The organism is Amycolatopsis sp. VC5-11, from assembly GCF_037034185.1.
GTDB classification, from domain to species: Bacteria; Actinomycetota; Actinomycetes; order Mycobacteriales; family Pseudonocardiaceae; genus Amycolatopsis; species Amycolatopsis nivea.
Map to the genome: position 1 here is coordinate 625,777 of NZ_JBAGKF010000003.1, position 15,141 is coordinate 640,917.

15 protein-coding genes are annotated in these 15,141 nt (G+C 72.0%); 7 read left to right on the forward strand and 8 right to left on the reverse strand.

The window, feature by feature from the left end; all coding sequences use genetic code 11:
• Positions 1–122: 122 nt before the first annotated feature.
• The 8 genes from WA670_RS14490 to WA670_RS14525 form a co-directional block, all read right to left on the reverse strand.
• On the reverse strand, positions 123–890 hold the full coding sequence (locus WA670_RS14490; RefSeq protein ID WP_336157976.1) for a YwiC-like family protein: 768 nt from the start codon (positions 888–890) through the stop codon (positions 123–125).
• The gene (locus tag WA670_RS14495) at positions 887–1,285 is read right to left on the reverse strand and encodes a CBS domain-containing protein (RefSeq protein ID WP_336157977.1); all 399 of its coding nucleotides are present in this window, start codon (positions 1,283–1,285) and stop codon (positions 887–889) included. Before WA670_RS14495 ends, WA670_RS14490 begins: the two co-directional genes overlap by 4 nt.
• On the reverse strand, positions 1,278–2,024 hold the full coding sequence (gene narI / locus WA670_RS14500; protein WP_336157978.1) for a respiratory nitrate reductase subunit gamma: 747 nt from the start codon (positions 2,022–2,024) through the stop codon (positions 1,278–1,280). Before narI ends, WA670_RS14495 begins: the two co-directional genes overlap by 8 nt.
• The gene (gene narJ / locus WA670_RS14505; protein WP_037806015.1) at positions 2,021–2,698 is read right to left on the reverse strand and encodes a nitrate reductase molybdenum cofactor assembly chaperone; all 678 of its coding nucleotides are present in this window, start codon (positions 2,696–2,698) and stop codon (positions 2,021–2,023) included. Before narJ ends, narI begins: the two co-directional genes overlap by 4 nt.
• Entirely contained in the window at positions 2,695–4,320 is a 1,626-nt protein-coding gene (gene narH / locus WA670_RS14510) for a nitrate reductase subunit beta (RefSeq protein WP_037806016.1), read from the reverse strand. Before narH ends, narJ begins: the two co-directional genes overlap by 4 nt.
• 1 nt (position 4,321) lies before the next feature.
• The gene (locus tag WA670_RS14515; protein ID WP_336157980.1) at positions 4,322–8,023 is read right to left on the reverse strand and encodes a nitrate reductase subunit alpha; all 3,702 of its coding nucleotides are present in this window, start codon (positions 8,021–8,023) and stop codon (positions 4,322–4,324) included.
• A gap of 659 nt (positions 8,024–8,682) precedes the next feature.
• Positions 8,683–9,921, reverse strand: coding sequence for a sensor histidine kinase (locus WA670_RS14520; protein ID WP_336157981.1), 1,239 nt, complete (start codon positions 9,919–9,921; stop codon positions 8,683–8,685).
• The gene (locus tag WA670_RS14525; RefSeq protein WP_134661457.1) at positions 9,918–10,601 is read right to left on the reverse strand and encodes a response regulator transcription factor; all 684 of its coding nucleotides are present in this window, start codon (positions 10,599–10,601) and stop codon (positions 9,918–9,920) included. Before WA670_RS14525 ends, WA670_RS14520 begins: the two co-directional genes overlap by 4 nt.
• A 115-nt stretch (positions 10,602–10,716) precedes the next feature.
• Between WA670_RS14525 and WA670_RS14530 the strand changes: the two genes are divergently transcribed.
• The 7 genes from WA670_RS14530 to WA670_RS14560 all read left to right on the forward strand — a co-directional run bounded on the left by WA670_RS14530 (position 10,717) and on the right by WA670_RS14560 (position 15,122).
• On the forward strand, positions 10,717–11,040 hold the full coding sequence (locus tag WA670_RS14530) for a hypothetical protein (protein ID WP_336157982.1): 324 nt from the start codon (positions 10,717–10,719) through the stop codon (positions 11,038–11,040).
• Positions 11,037–11,975: an FAD:protein FMN transferase gene (locus WA670_RS14535; RefSeq protein WP_336157983.1), complete on the forward strand. Its 939-nt coding sequence runs from the start codon at positions 11,037–11,039 to the stop codon at positions 11,973–11,975. Before WA670_RS14530 ends, WA670_RS14535 begins: the two co-directional genes overlap by 4 nt.
• Entirely contained in the window at positions 11,972–12,532 is a 561-nt protein-coding gene (locus WA670_RS14540) for a ferric reductase-like transmembrane domain-containing protein (protein ID WP_336157984.1), read from the forward strand. Before WA670_RS14535 ends, WA670_RS14540 begins: the two co-directional genes overlap by 4 nt.
• Entirely contained in the window at positions 12,532–13,863 is a 1,332-nt protein-coding gene (locus WA670_RS14545) for an NADH-ubiquinone oxidoreductase-F iron-sulfur binding region domain-containing protein (RefSeq protein WP_336157985.1), read from the forward strand. The genes WA670_RS14540 and WA670_RS14545 overlap by 1 nt, the downstream gene beginning before the upstream one ends.
• A gap of 2 nt (positions 13,864–13,865) precedes the next feature.
• A complete protein-coding gene (locus WA670_RS14550; protein WP_336157986.1) occupies positions 13,866–14,087 on the forward strand; it encodes a ferredoxin in 222 nt (73 codons plus the stop codon).
• 95 nt (positions 14,088–14,182) lie between these two features.
• A complete protein-coding gene (locus WA670_RS14555) occupies positions 14,183–14,746 on the forward strand; it encodes a DUF2231 domain-containing protein (RefSeq protein WP_336157987.1) in 564 nt (187 codons plus the stop codon).
• 40 nt (positions 14,747–14,786) lie between these two features.
• The gene (locus tag WA670_RS14560; protein ID WP_037806023.1) at positions 14,787–15,122 is read left to right on the forward strand and encodes a hypothetical protein; all 336 of its coding nucleotides are present in this window, start codon (positions 14,787–14,789) and stop codon (positions 15,120–15,122) included.
• Positions 15,123–15,141: the final 19 nt, after the last annotated feature.

Here is a 15,141-nt window from a genome sequence, read left to right on the forward strand (position 1 = left end):
TCGTGTCGTGCGAGCGCCCGCCGGTCGGCGAGGGCCCGTCCAGTTTCCGGCTCCGGCGGGGATCGGCAGCAGAGCCGAATTTCCCCGGGCGGGGGCCGAAGGTCCTCACCGTCCACTCCGGACTAGAAGGTGAGAAATCCCGCAGTGGCAACGGAAACCAGTCCGGCGAGCTCGACCATCCCGATCCGCGACGGCCGCCACGACGGGTCGTGCCACCAGGCGGCGCGAGCGGCGAGCAGCACGAACGCGGCCACCGGCCACCACCAGCCGGTGGCTATCGCGAGCGCGAGCGCCGCGACGACGGCGGCGAGCGAGAAAGCGCGCGCCGCGGCGGTATACGCGGGATTGGCGCGCTCGCGGATCAGCGACTTCACGTGCAGCGTGGAGCCGATGAGCGCGAGGGCGGTGAACACAGTGGCAGCGAGCACCGGAGCGGCGGTCATGGCTGCCCAGGGCTGGCTCCCGGCGGCCACTCCGGCCACGACCGGAACCAGCAGCGCGCACTCGGCGATCAGGACGAGGTCGTTGGCCATCGACCGTTCGCGGCGCGCTCGCGCGAACCCGAGGTTGACTCCGAACAGCGTCAGATAGCCGAGCAGCGCCCAGATCAGCCAGGGACGCGCGCTCAGCACGACCGCGCCCGCTGTTACGCACACCGGAGTCCACAGCAGCGCGGCCCGGCGGAACCGGCTGGGCCGTCGCGCGGTGAGCAGCCCGGTCACGGCCCAGCCCGCCGGATGGGCGGACACCCAGGCCACCGCGAACGGGATCAGCCAGGCGGACCAGCCACCTGCCGCGACTCCGAGCAGAAGCGGCAGGCCGAGAAATCCCCAGGCTCCGTGCTGCGGCGGAACGACGGGAGCCTTGCGGCGCGTCGTCGGTGCGGTCACCGCAGAGGCTCCGCGGCCCGCGCGGCGACGTCGGCGTCGCTGCAGAATCCGGTGCGGCGGCGTTTGAGGCACAGCAGTCCGAGCAGTGCGCCGTCGTGGTCGACGACGGCGAGTCTCCGCTGCCCGCGACGGAGCAGGAGCTGGCGCGCGTCATCGGCGGGCAGGTCGGCGGAGACAGTCCGGCCCGTCAGCCGGGCGTACCGCAGTGCGGGGCCGGATGCGGTTTCGTCCAGGTCTTCGCGAACGAGCGTGCCCAGGAGTCGGCCGGACTCGGTGAACAGGAGCATGTGGACGTGGTCGTCGGCGAAACAAGCCCTGGCTTCGGCGACGGAAGCCTTGGCGGGCAAGGTTTTCGGCAGCCGGACGACCACGTCGGCGACTGTCGGTTCAGGCAAGGGTTTGCCTCTCTTCGGTCGCCCGGTCTCGCACGACGGCCGGAGCCGGTTGCGGTGCGGGCGGCGCGCCGCGACGGGCGCGGTAGACGACGTACGGCCGCCACAGGTAGGCCAGCGGCGCCGACCACACGTGCACCAGCCGCGTGAACGGCCACAGCGCGAGCAAAAGGAATCCGCCGACCGCGTGCAGCTGGTAGACCAGCGGGGCGTCGATCATCAGCTGGCTCTGCGGGGAGAACCAGAAGATGCCGCGGAACCAGACGGCGATGGTCTCGCGGTAGTCGTAGCCGTGTCCGAACAGGTTGACGCCGACCGTGGCCGTCATGCCGAGCGCCACCATCGCGGCGAGCGCGACGTAGAGGACTTTGTCCATTGTGGTCGTGGCGCGGCGCACCCGGCCGTTGACCACGCGGCGCGCGATCAGCAGCACCAGCCCGGCGACCAGCACGAGCCCGGAGAGCGTGCCGCCCCACACCGCGACGGCGTGGTACAGCCCTTCGGGGACACCGATCGCGCTCGTCAGCGACGACGGCACCAGCAGGCCGCCCGCGTGTCCCACGATCACGCCGAACGCGCCGAGGTGAAACAGCGGAGAGGCCCACCGCAGAATGCGGCTCTCCAGCAACTGGCTGGTGTGCGTCGTCCAGCCGAACTGGTCGTGGCGCCACCGCCAGACGTGGCCGAGCACGAACACCGCCAGGCAGGCGTAGGGCAGCACGATCCAGACGAAGGTGGTCACGGGGCACTCTCCAGGGAAGGACACGAGCCAGAGGTGAGTTCCGGGCCGAAGCCGATCGCGTCGACGTCGGCTCCGTAAGCCGCCAGCCCGACCGATTCCACCGGCGGGCCGTCGACGGCGAGCGCGGCGACCGCCGCCCGGTCGTCCGGGGTCAGCGGCGGCAGCGCGGCGACGACAGCGTCGACGACGTGCCGGTACGGCGATCCGGCTTCTTCGAGCGCGCAGCGCAGCAATTCCAGGCCGCGCCGGTGCTGGCGCAGCGGGGCCTCGCCGTCTCCGGGACCCGCGGCGGCGGCGAATTCCAGGACCACCGGCAGGAGGTCGGGCAGTTCGCCCTCGGCCAGGCGCAGGCCGTGCGCGCGGTAGCGCTGTTTGAGCGTGAGCAAAGCGATGCCGCGTTTGCGGGTGTCGCCGTGCAGATAGTAGGTCAGGTACAGCCCGCTGCGCCGCCGCAGGTCGAACGTGCGCACGTAATGGGTCTCGACGGCAAGCGTCTCAGTGGTGAGCAACCAGTCGAGGAATCCCGTCATCCGGTCGCGGACCTCGGGGTGGGCGATCGCCGCGACCGTCTCGCGGAGTTCGTCCGCCGCGGAGAACAGCCGGGCGTCGGGATAGGCGAGCAGGACCGAGGCGAGGTCGAACAACCGGGTCCGGTCCGCCGGATCGACCGTCATGCCGTGCCTCCCGCCGGGTCGATGGTCAGCCCGAGCCTGCCGTCGGAGCGACGGCTGAGGAGGCCGCGGCGCCCTGGACGGACTCGCTCGTCTTCGGACACGAGGTGGAATCGCTCGGCGGTGGCGGCCTGTTCGGTCATCCCCGGCCCGCCCGTGCAGTCGAGCGAGCAGTCCGAAGTGGACGCTGCCTGCGCTTCGAGGGCCGCGGCGTCCTTGTCGTAGGCCGCGGGCACGACGTAGCGCTCGTCGTACTTGGCGATGGCCAGGAGCCGGTACATCGATTCGATCTGCTCGCCCGGCATTCCCACGGCCTCGCACAGTTCCTCGGCGACAGTGCCGTCGAGGGTGCGCGCCCGCATGTAGGAGCGCATGGCGGCGAGCTTCATCAGCACTCCGGCGACTGCCTCGGAGTCGCCGGCGGTGAACAGTTCCGCCAGGTACTCGACCGGGATCCGGAGGTCGCGGATGGTGTGGAAAACGTCGTCGGCGTCGGTGTCGTCGCGTCCGGCGGCCCCGACCGCGTCGAGCACCGGGGACAGCGGGGGCACGTACCAGACCATCGGCAGCGTGCGGTACTCCGGATGCAGCGGCAACGCGATCTGGTACTCGCTGATCAGCCGCCACACCGGCGACGCCTGCGCAGCGAGCACCCATTCCTCCGGCAGGCCCGCTTCATACGCCAGCCGCACCGTTTCCGGGTCGTGCGGGTCGAGGAACACCGAGCGCTGCGCGGCGAGCAGTTCGTGCTCGTCCTCGACCGAGGCCGCGGCCAGTACCGCGTCCTCGTCGTAGAAGACCAGCCCGAGATACCGCAGCCTGCCGACGCAGGTTTCGGAGCAGATGGTCGGCTGCCCGGCTTCGATCCGCGGGAAGCAGAAGGTGCACTTCTCCGCTTTGCCGGTCGCGTGGTTGACGTAGACCTTCTTGTACGGGCACGCGCTCACGCACATCCGCCAGCCGCGGCACCGGTCCTGGTCGACCAGGACGATCCCGTCCTCCTCGCGTTTGTACATCGCGCCCGAGGGACAGGCGGATACGCACGCCGGGTTCAGGCAGTGCTCGCAGATCCGCGGCAGGTGGAACATGAACGTCTTCTCGAACTCGAACTTCACCCGCGCGGCGGCCTCGGGGTCCATGGCCGCGATGTTCGGGTCGGTTCCGGCCCGTTCGGGCGCGCCGCCGAGACCGTCCTCCCAGTTGGCGCCCCACTCCAGGCGCATCGGCTCGCCGGTGAGCGCCGAACGCGGCTGCTTGACCGGCGTGTCGGCCGACCCGGCCGGCGCGTCGAGGAGGATGTCCTTGTCGAAGGTGGCGGGTTCGTAATAGTCCTCGAGCGACGGCAGGTCCGGGTTGGCGAAGATCCGCGACAGCCGCTTCGCCCGGCCGCCGGAGCGGAGCACCAGCCTGCCCTTGGCGTCGAGCTTCCAGCCGCCTTTCCAGCGTTCCTGGTCCTCGTAGTGCTTCGGGTAGCCGATGCCGGGTTTGGTCTCGACGTTGTTGAACCAGACGTACTCGGTGCCCTCGCGGTTGGTCCAGGTCTGCTTGCAGGTGACCGAGCAGGTGTGGCACCCGATGCACTTGTCGAGGTTCATCACCATCGCCACTTGAGCGCGGATGCGCATGTCAGTACTCCACTTCCTGGCTGCGCCGCCGCACGACGGTGATTTCGTCGCGCTGGCTGCCGATCGGTCCGTAGTAGTTGAAGGCATAGGTCAGCTGGGCGTGCCCGCCGGCGAGATGCGTGGGCTTGACCAGCAACCGGGTCATCGAGTTGTGGTAGCCGCCGCGCTTTCCCTTGCCGCGGCCGCCTTTTTCGGTCTTCGGGACGTTCACCGTCCGCTCGGGGGAGTGGTACTGGAACACCGTGCCCTCGGGCATCCGGTGGCTGACCACGGCCCTGGCGACGATCACGCCGTTGCGGTTGACCGCCTCGACCCAGTCGTTGTCGGCGACGCCGATCTTCGCGGCGTCCTCGACGCTCATCCACAGCACCGGCCCGCCGCGCGACAGCGCGAGCATCAGCTCGTTGTCGTGGTACATCGAGTGGACCGACCATTTCGCGTGCGGGGTCAGGAACCGGACGGTGACGCCGCCGTCGGCGAGGTCGCCGGGCTTTCCGAAGTGCCGCGCCATGTTGAGCGGCGGCCGGTAGCCGGGCAGATGCTCGCCCAGTTCGGCGACCCAGTCGTGTTCGACGAAGAACTGCTGCCGTCCGGTGAGCGTGTGCCACGGCTTGCGGCGCTCGACGTTGATGGTGAACGGCGAATAGCGGCGGCCGCCCTTTTCCGAACCGGACCATTCCGGGCTCGTGATCACCGGCTGCGGGGCCTGTTGCGTGGCCGCGTAGGTGACGTGCTCGGTTTCGTGGCCCTCGACCAGGTCGGTGAACTGCTGCCCGGTCTGCTTTTCCAGCTTCAGGAAGCCTTCGTGGGCGACGCGGCCGTTGGTCGTGCCGGAGAGCGCGAGGATCGCCTCGCACATCCGGTCCGCTGTGGACAGCGACGGCCGCCCGGCGAGCGGGCCGTCGGCGATGACGCCGTTGCGGCGGCGCAGGTATTCCAGTTCCGGCGCGACGTCGACGGTGATGCCCTTGGTGGTGGTGCCGAGTTTGTCCAGCAGCGGGCCGACCGCGCGCATCTTGGCCCCGAGCAGGGTGTAGTCGCGCTCGATTTCGATCAGCTTCGGCATCGTCACGCCCGGCACCGGCTCGCATTCGCCGCGGCCCCAGTCCCGGACCCGTCCGGACGGCGTGGCCAGTTCGTCGGGAGTGTCGTGCTGCAGCGGCGCGGCCAGCACGTCGCGGCGAGTGCCGAGATGGGCGACCGCGAGCTCGCTGACCTTGTCCGCCAGTGCGAGGAACGCGTCGTAGTCGGTGCGCACCTCCCCGGGCGGCTCGACCGCGGGGGAGAAGGCGTGCACGAAGGGGTGCATGTCGGTGGTGGAGATGTCGTGCTTCTCGTACCAGGTCGCGGCGGGCAGCACGAGGTCGGAGTGCAGGCCGGTGTTGGTCATCCGGAAGTCGACCGTGGTGAGCAGGTCGAGCTTGCCGGTCGGCGCGTCGTCCCGCCACTTCACGTCGCGCGGGCGTTCGTCCGTGCCGCATTCGTCGGCCGAGGCGAGGGAATCCACGCCGAGCAGGTGCTTGAGGAAGAACTCGTTGCCCTTGCCCGAGGAGCCGAGCAGGTTGGCCCGCCACAGGGTCAGGCAGCGCGGGAAGTTCGCCGGGTCGTCGGGGTCGTCGGCGACCGCGTGCAGCCGCCCCGCCCGCAGTTCGCCGACGATGTGCTCGGCCGCGCTGACTCCGGCGGCCGCGGCCTCGTCGGCGAGGTCGAGCGGGTTGCGGTCGAACGCGGGGTGGCCGGGCGACCAGCCCATCCGCTGCGCGGCCGCGACCGTGTCGGCGAAGGCCATCCCGGCCAGCCTGCCCTCGCCGAGCGGGGAAGCCAGCTCGTCGGCGGGCACCTTCTCGTAGCGCCACTGGTCGGTGTGCAGGTACCAGAACGGTGTGGCGGCCTGGTGGCGCATCGGGCGCTGCCAATCGAAGGCGAAGCTCAGGTGCTGCTGCCCGGTGAGCGGCCGGGCCTTCTCCTGCCCGACGTAGTGCGCCCAGCCGCCGCCGTTGACGCCCTGGCAGCCGGTGAGGGTGACCAGTGCGATCAGCGCGCGGTAGGTCATGTCCGAGTGGAACCACTGGTTCGCGCCCGCGCCCAGCGCGATCATCGACCGGCCGTGGCTGCGTTCGGCGTTGCGCGCCAGTTCGCGCCCGATCCGGGCGGCCAGCGCCGCCGGCACGCCGGTGATCCGCTCTTGCCAGGCCGGGGTGTGCGGAGCGTCGGCGTCGTCGTACCCGGTGGGCCACTCGCCCGGCAGGTCGCCGCGCTGGACGCCGTACTGGGCCATGAGCAGGTCGAAGACGCTGGTGACGAGGTGTTCTCCGACCCGCACGACGGGCACGCCGCGCCGCATGGTGGCGCCGCCCTCGGTCTCGCCGATGTCGAAGCGGGCGAGGTCGACGGCGACCTGGCCGCTGGCGTGGCCGAGCACGCCGAGCGCGGGCACGACGTCGCCGAGGTCGAGGTTCCAGCGGCCTTCGCCCTCGGCGCCGTAACGGAAACCCAGGGATCCGTTGGGCACTAAGGGGTTTCCGGTGGCGTCGTCGAGCAGGACGGTCTTGTGCCGTGCTCCTTCGCCGTCGTCGCCGAGATCGGCGGCGGTGAGGAAGCGGTCGGTGGCGTAGACGCCGGGCTCGCGTTCCCGCAGCGTCACGAGGAACGGCAGGTCGGTGTTGGACCGCACGTAGTCGGCGAAGTAGGGCACCTGGCGGTCGCGGAAGAACTCGGTGAGGACGACGTGCCCCATGGCCATCGCCAGCGCCCCGTCTGTGCCCGGGTGCGGAGCCAGCCAGTCGTCGGCGAACTTGACGTTGTCGGCGTAGTCCGGGCTGACCGCGACCACCTTCGCGCCGCGGTAGCGCGCCTCGGCGAGGAAATGCGCGTCCGGGGTGCGGGTGACCGGGATGTTGGAGCCCCACATGACCAGGTAGGTGGAGTTCCACCAGTCGCCCGCCTCGGGCACGTCGGTCTGGTCGCCCCACACCTGCGGCGAGGCGACCGGCAGGTCGGCGTACCAGTCGTAGAACGACAGCAGCGTGCCGCCGAGCAGCGCGTGGTAGCGGGTGCCCGCGGCGAAGGACGCCATCGACATCGCCGGGATCGGCGAGAAGCCGACCACGCGGTCGGGCCCGAAGGTCTTGGTGGTGTAGACGTGCGCGGCGGCGATCATCGTCGTCGCCTCGTCGAAGGTGGCGCGGACGAACCCGCCGCGGCCGCGCTGTTCCTTGTAGGCCTTGGCTTTGCGCGGGTCCTCGACAATGTCCGCCCAGGCCGCGACCGGATCGCCGAACCGCCTGAGGCCGGCCCGGAACATGGTGAGCAGCGAACCCCGCACGTACGGATGGCGCACCCGCGACGGCGAGTACTCGTACCAGGAGAACGACGCGCCCCGGGGACAGCCGCGCGGCTCGTAGTCGGGGCTGTCCGGCCCGGTGCCCGGGTAGTCGGTCGCCTGGTGCTCCCAGGTGATCAGGCCGTCCTTGACGAAAACGTTCCACGAACACGAACCGGTGCAGTTCACCCCGTGCGTCGAACGCACGACGCGGTCGTAGCTCCACCGGTCGCGGTAGAACGACTCCCACGCGTTCGCGTCGATCTGGTGCAGGGTGCGCCCGTGGTCGCCGACGGTCTCCTTGGTCAGCAGCCGCCGCACGCCGAGCAGCGGTCCGTGCCCGGGAACGCGGTCGTTGGCCGGCACTGGTCGTGTGGGCAATGCGACTCCTTCGGGCGGTCGGCTCGGCGGGACTGTCCCGCTGCGACACCACCCTGGTGCCGGCCGTACGCCATTCAGCTTCGGCGAAGGAGGCGGACCGTTCACCGGGCGTTCGTCACGGGTCGAAGTGACCTTCGGCCTCTGCGGGCCGCCATGCGCGCGTACGCGCAGTCCTGTCGGGAATCCACCACGATTCCGCGGGAAGAGTCTCTTGCGCCCGCCATCGATCGGCTGCTGCGCAAGCGGAACGGACGGCCGTGACGGTGTTCTCCGCAGGGAGCGGCGGCAGCGGAGGGGCCGGGGACGAGGGGAAGAGCCCCATGCCGCCGCCACCGCTCGAGGCGAGAGCGCTGCTGCCGAATCGTCGGGGTTGGCCCGCTCGCGGCTCTCGCGCTTTCGATTCTTCTTCTTGCCGTCGGGGGAACGGCAGGGCGCAATGTCCTCGCTGCGGAGGACGAAGGGCAGCGCCGGTGGCCGCTGTCGCTGCTGGCGTCGCCGATGAGCATCCAGCCGGCTAGCGGTCGAGATCCTCAGCGGAGGCATCTCGGTGCCGGACGGGGTGGACCTCATCGCGCGTCGTCGACCGCGGAAGACGTTCTGCGGCAACGAGGACGGACCGCGGCTTCGCTGCCGCCGGCTCCCTGCTCAGAATCGACTGATCAGCCGGGAGCGGCGTGGGGATCGCGTCCGGCCAGCGGCAGGGTCAAGGTCAGCAGCGCTCCGCCGCCGGGATTGCTTCCGGCCGTGACGTGGCCGCCGTGCCGGTCGGCGATTTCGCTCACCAGGGCCAGCCCGAGGCCGTAGTGGCGGCGCGGCGAGGATTCGGGGCGGGCGGAGGAGAATCGCTCGAACAACCCGGGCAGGACCGCGGGGTCGATGCCGGGCCCGTCGTCGGAAACCTCGACGACGCAGGTGGTTCCGGTTTGCTTCGTCGTGATGGTGACCGTCGAACGGGCGTGGGTGACGGCGTTGTCGACCAACGCGGTCACGGCGCGGAGGAGGCCGCCCTGAGTGCCGCGCACGAGCAGCGTCGGCACCGTCGGACGCGCCTCGATGACGATCGAGCGCTCGGCCGCGGCCGGGGTTCCGGCGGCGGCCGCCCGGGCGGCGAGTTCCACGAGGTCGAGGGTCGCGGTGAGTCCGTCCGCGCGGACGTCGGCGGCCAGCAGCAGGTCTTCGAGGATGTCGGTGAGGTGCCCGGCGTCGGCGACGACCCCGTCGATTTCGGCGGTCAGCCGTTCTCGGGAGTCGCCGCGCCGCAGGTGCCGGCGCAGCACCTGGACGCGCGTGGACAGCAGGGTCAACGGGGTGCGGAGTTCGTGGCTCGCGTCGGCGACGAACCGTCGTTGCATGCCCAGCGCGGTGGCCAGCGGTGCGACCGCGCGCCGCCCGAACCACACACCCGCGCCTACTGCCAGCAGCAGCCCCACTCCGCCGCTGAAAAGCATGGCGGCGAGCAACCGCTCGCGTTCGTCGTTGTTCGCCCGCAGGTCCAGCGCCGCTTGCACGGTCTGCGTGCCGCGCTGCTCGGTGTAGACCTCGTAGCCGGCGCGCTCGCCGCGGACCTCGTCGGTTTGCGCGGTCCCGGTCTTCGCGACGTTCGCCAGCGCCGCCCGATCGGGCAGGACGGCCGGTGCGCCGGGCGTCGCCGTCAGGCCGCCGGGTCCCTGGATGGCGAGCCAGACCCCGGCGGGCGGGTCCTGCACATCGTCGGCCTGCGAGGCGGCCTGCTGCAGCAGGGCGGCCACGCCGGTTTGCTGGCTTCGCAGCACCATCAACACCGCGAGGCCGGACAGCAGCACGACAATCGCGGCGACGGACAGCCCGACCTGCAAGCCCAGTCGCCAGGTCGCGCGTCGCAGCAGCCTCGCTTCGGTCGAAGCCGGCGGGCGGCTCACGGCGCGCCCAGCTGGTATCCACGCCCGTGGACTGTCGCGATGACCGGCCGCCCGAGCTTTCGGCGCAGGTACGACACATAGGTGTCGACGACGGCCTCGCTGTCGGCCTCGGGAAAGGCCAGGCTGAGCAGATCCCGCCGGGTGAAGACCCGGGAGGGCCTGCCCGCGAGCGTCGCCAGCAGCGCGCATTCCCGTTCGGACAGCCGGACCGGCTCGCCCGCCCCGGGGCCCGGCTCGACCTGGCGGGTGTCCAGGTTCAGCCGCATCGTGCCGACCGGCAGCACCCGGGCGACGTCGAGGTGGCGGCGGCGCAGCGCGCGCAGCCTGGCGAGCAGTTCGTCCACGTCGAACGGTTTGGGCAGATAGTCCTCGGCTCCGGCGTCCAGGCCCGCGACGCGGTCTGCGGGGTTGCCGAGCGCGGAAAGCACCAGCACCGGCGTCGTGACGCCTTTGCCGCGCAGCCGGGCGAGCACGTCGAGGCCGTCGAGCGCGGGCAGGCCCCGGTCCAGGATCACCACGTCGTACTGCCGCACCAGGCCGAGGTGCAGGCCGCGTTGCCCGTCCGCGGCGGTTTCGACCTCGTAGCCCTCGTCGGACAGCAGTTCGGTCAGGAGCTCGGCCAGTTCGGCGTTGTCCTCGACCAGCAGGACCCGGCCGGAGCCGCGGTGCGCAGTGTCCATCCCGCAATCGTGCCTGCCCGCGCGGCCCGCGGCATCCGCGGCCCGGATTCCCAGATTTTCCCCAGGACTCCCGTCGAAACTGGGCAGCAGACCTCCCGGCCAAAAGGAGACCCACGTGAATCACCGGCAACGCATCCGGGCCCGCGCCCGCGGCCGCCGCAGCATCTCGACGGCGACGTGGACGGCGGGACTGGGCGGCGCGGCGCTGGCCACGGTCTTCGGGGTGACGCTCGCTCAGCAAGCGACGGCGGACACCACCGCACCGGCTGCTCCGCCCGTCACCTCCTCGCCGTCCGCGGTCCCGCCGCCGCAGCCCTCCGCGGACAGCAACCCGGACAGCATCCCGGAGACCAGCGCGCCTCCGGCGGTCAGCCCGCCCGCGCAGCCGCCGGTCGTCGGTCGCCGGCACCACAGTGCCGCGCGCTCGGGCGGCTCATGACCACGGCCGCCGAACCGCTCGCGAGCATCCGGTTCCGCGCGCTGGGCACCACCGCCGAACTGGTGGTCACCGAGCCGGACCGCCTCCCGGTCGCCACGGACCTGCTCCGGACCGAACTGCGTGCCGTCGACGAGACGTGCAGCCGGTTTCGCGACGATTCGGAGATCGCCGAGCTGCACCGCCACGCCGGTTCTCCCGTGCGGGTCAGCCCCTTGCTGGCCGAAGCGCTGCAGGTCGCGTTGCGGGCCGCCGAGGCGACCGGCGGGCTGGTCGATCCGACGGTCGGCCGAGCAGTGTGCGAGCTCGGCTACGACCGGGACTTCGCCGCGATCGCCCGCGATCTCGCCGCACCGGTCAAGCCGGCGGGCGAGGCTCCGGGCTGGTGGCGGATCACCGCCGACTGGTCGCGGCGCGAGGTCGTCGTCCCGCGCGGCGTGCGGCTGGACCTGGGAGCTACCGGGAAGGCCTGGGCAGCCGACCGCGCCAGCACCGCGCTCGCGCGCGAACTCGGCTGCGGCGTGCTGGTCGGGCTCGGCGGCGACGTCGCTGTCGCGGGACGCGCACCGGCCGGGGGATGGCCGGTGGTGGTCGGCGACGACCACGCCGCCGCGGATCCTCTCCGCGACCCGGTGATCGCCGTGGCCAGCGGCGGACTGGCCACGTCCAGCACGGTGTGCCGCACCTGGCGGCGAGCCGGGCGGACGGTGCACCACATCGTCGACCCGCGCACCGGGGACATCCCAGATCCCTGCTGGCGGACCGTCACCGTCGCCGCGGCCACGTGCGCGGACGCCAACACGGCCAGCACCGCGGCCGTCGTGCTCGGCGAGCTCGCTCCGGCGTGGCTCGCGGAACGCCGGCTGCCCGCTCGCCTGGTCGCCTCGGACGGGCGCGTCGTCCGCGTCGCCGGATGGCCGGAAGAGGCGCCGGCATGAGCGCGTTGTGGTACGTCAGCCGGGCGACGGGACTGGCCGCGCTGGTGCTGTTCACGGCCGTGGTGGTCCTCGGCGCGATCTCCAGCGCCCGGCTCGCGTCGCAGAGGTGGCCGAGGTTCGCCGTCGCCGCCTTCCACCGGAATCTGTCCCTGATCACGCTTGCTTTCTTGGCCGTCCACATCGCGACGGCGATCATCGACACGTACGCGGGCATCCGGTGGATCAGCGTGGTGGTCCCGTTCGTCTCGGCGTACCACCCGGTGTCGCTCGGCATCGGAGCCGTCGCGTTCGATCTGCTCGTCGCTGTGGTCGTGTCCAGCCTGCTCCGTCCCCGGATCAACGCCAGGGCCTGGAAAGCCGTGCACTGGGCCGCGTATCTCTCCTGGCCCGCGGCCGTGGTGCACGGCTTCGAGATCGGCGGCGCCGACTCCCGGCTGGGCTGGGTCCGGGTGCTGCTGGTGGCGTGCGTGCTCGCCGCCGCGGCGGCCGTGGGGTGGCGCGCGACGGTGCGGCATCCCGACACCGAGGCCCGGCGCGGCACCCTGGGAGGCCTGTGATGACGACCGCTCGCCGTCCCCGGGCGGCCAGCGGGCCGCTGCTGCCGCCTGACCCGGCCCGCCCGCGCCGTCTTCTCGCGGGCTGGCTGGAAGCCCGGCAGTCCGCCGGATTCGCCGAGCACAGCGCCCGATACGGCGCGCTGCCCGTCGAACGCTACGCCGGACGGAACGGCCGGGCCCTGCTGCTGTCCACAGTGGACGCTTCAGGGCTGCGGGGGCGCGGCGGGGCGGGTTTCCCCACCGGCCGCAAGCTGCGTGCCGTCGCCCGCGGCCGCCGCCCGGTCGTCGTGGCCAACGGCTGCGAGGGCGAACCGGCGAGCGGCAAGGACCGAGCACTGCTCACCGTCGCGCCGCACCTGGTCATCGACGGGGCGGTGCTGGCCGCGACGGCGACCGACGCGACGGAGATCATCCTGTGCGTGCACCGCGCCGATCCGATCGCCGGCTCGGTGGCCGGTGCGCTGGCCGAGCGGCCGAGCGGAGAGATCCCGATCCGGCTGGTCCAGGCGCCCGGCCGGTATGTGGCGAGCGAGGAATCCGCGCTCGTCAACTTCCTGGAGACCGGCGACGCCCGGCCGACCGCGAAACCGCCCCGTCCTTTCGAGCGCGGGGTGCGCGGCCGGCCGACCCTGGTCGACAACGTCGAAACGCTCGCCCATCTCGCCCTGATCGCTCGCTACGGCTCGGAGTGGTTCCGCGGCTGCGGCACCCGGGACTCGCCCGGCACCACGCTGGTCACCGCCGGCGGCGGAGTCGCCCGGCCGGGGGTGTACGAAACCGCGTTCGGCACCCCGGTCGCGGAGGTGCTCGGCCAGGCGGGCGGCCCGGCCGGAACACCGCAGGCGATCCTGTTCGGCGGATACGGCGGCACCTGGCTGCCCGCGCCCGCCGCGGCGGGCATCCGGCTGTCCCATGAGGACCTTCGCGCGGCGGGCGCGGCACTCGGCGTCGCCTCGCTGACCGTGCTGCCCGCGCGCGCCTGCGGTCTCGCCGAAACCGCTCGGGTGCTGCGCTATCTGGCGGGGGAGTCCGCCCGCCAATGCGGGCCGTGCATGTTCGGTCTCCCCGCCGTCGCCGACGATTTCATCTCCCTGGTGCTCGGCGGCCGGGCAGCGGCGCTGGCCGGGCAACGGCTCCGCACGCGGCTCTCGGTCATTCCCGGCCGCGGTGCGTGCGCCCATCCCGACGGCGCCGTCCGGCTGGCCGCGAGCGCGCTGCGGTGTTTCGCCGACGACCTGCGAGCCCACCTCGCCGGGCGTCCGTGCGCGTGGGCGGCGCACCCCGCGCTGCCCACGCCGGAATGGAACAACCGAAGCGGCGATTGGACGTGACCGTGCCCGAACGACGCTCCCGGCAGCTGCGGGTCGACCCGATCGCCTGCCGGGCCCACGGAATCTGCGCCGAACTGCTGCCCGAACTGATCGACCTCGACGAGTGGGGCTACCCGATCCTGGCCGACCGGCCGGTGCCGGGCCCGGTGCTGTCCGACGCGCGCCAGGCGGTCGCCGCCTGCCCGACCCTGGCGCTGCGGCTGGCGGCGGGCGGGCGCCGATGACCCGCCCGGTGCGAACCGGCCCGCGCCGTGCCAAAGTGAGCACGCTTTCGCAGAATTCCCGCTGAATCGCGAAATTCCACCGGATTAAGGACATCATGACGACCGTGAACGGCCTGCCCGCCCACATCCTGCTCGTGCACGCGATTGTCGTACTGCTGCCGTTGAGCGCACTGCTGCTGGTGCTGAGCAGCGTCTGGCCGAAAGCGCGCGCCAGGCTCGCCGCGCCGAACGCCGTGCTGGCCGTGCTCGCGCTGATCCTGGTTCCGATCACCACGAACGCCGGCGAATGGCTCGAGCGGCGAGTTCCGCGGACCCAGTTGCTGCGCGACCACACCGAACTGGGCGACACCGCGCTCTGGGTCGCGATCCCGGTCGCCGTGCTCGCGCTGGTGGTGTGGTGGCGCCAGCGCGAAAGCGCCCTGCTGACGGGCAAAACCGACGTCGGGACCGCCGAGGACAACGCCGCGGTCGCCACCGCCGTGCGCCGCAAGACTTACCTGGCGCCCGCCTCGACGAAGGTCACGACGGTGATCGCGGTCGTCGCGGTCCTGGTCGCCGGCGCGACTGTCTACGACGTCTACCGCATCGGCGATTCCGGTGCGCAGGCATCGTGGCAGGGTAAGTTCAGCGAGAACGCCGCCCCACGCGGTACTCGGTGACGCTCCGCCGCGGGGGCCCGCCGAGGAGGGAGCAGAAGCGATGACCGATCACCCGGCAGTGTCTTCGATCGACGCGGTGGCCGCCGAATTGCAGGTCGAAGCCGGCGCGCACGGATCACGGCGGGCCGCGCGGACGCTGGTGTCCGGAACCTCCCAGCGGGCGACGCTGATCGCGTTGGGGGACGGCGCCGAGCTGGCCGAGCACGACTCGCCGCCCGCGGCCACGCTCCAGGTCGTCGCCGGCACCGTGCGGCTGCACACCCAGGGTGCGGAGTGGACGCTGGAACGCGGGCAGCTGGCCGTCGTTCCGCCGGAACGCCACGGGCTGCAGGCGCTGGGAGACGCGGTCGTGCTGCTGACTGTCGCGCTGCGGTAACCGGCCCTCCTTGGTCGCC

What these genes read in the sequence shown, in the direction of transcription:
- narJ (WP_037806015.1), bottom strand. Translation starts at nt 2,698, where the DNA reads ATGACGGTCGATCCGGCGGACCGGACCCGGTTGTTCGACCTCGCCTCG.
- narH (WP_037806016.1), bottom strand. Translation starts at nt 4,320, where the DNA reads ATGCGCATCCGCGCTCAAGTGGCGATGGTGATGAACCTCGACAAGTGC.
- WA670_RS14525 (WP_134661457.1), bottom strand. Translation starts at nt 10,601, where the DNA reads ATGGACACTGCGCACCGCGGCTCCGGCCGGGTCCTGCTGGTCGAGGAC.
- WA670_RS14535 (WP_336157983.1), top strand. Translation starts at nt 11,037, where the DNA reads ATGACCACGGCCGCCGAACCGCTCGCGAGCATCCGGTTCCGCGCGCTG.
- WA670_RS14540 (WP_336157984.1), top strand. Translation starts at nt 11,972, where the DNA reads ATGAGCGCGTTGTGGTACGTCAGCCGGGCGACGGGACTGGCCGCGCTG.
- WA670_RS14545 (WP_336157985.1), top strand. Translation starts at nt 12,532, where the DNA reads ATGACGACCGCTCGCCGTCCCCGGGCGGCCAGCGGGCCGCTGCTGCCG.
- WA670_RS14555 (WP_336157987.1), top strand. Translation starts at nt 14,183, where the DNA reads ATGACGACCGTGAACGGCCTGCCCGCCCACATCCTGCTCGTGCACGCG.
- WA670_RS14560 (WP_037806023.1), top strand. Translation starts at nt 14,787, where the DNA reads ATGACCGATCACCCGGCAGTGTCTTCGATCGACGCGGTGGCCGCCGAA.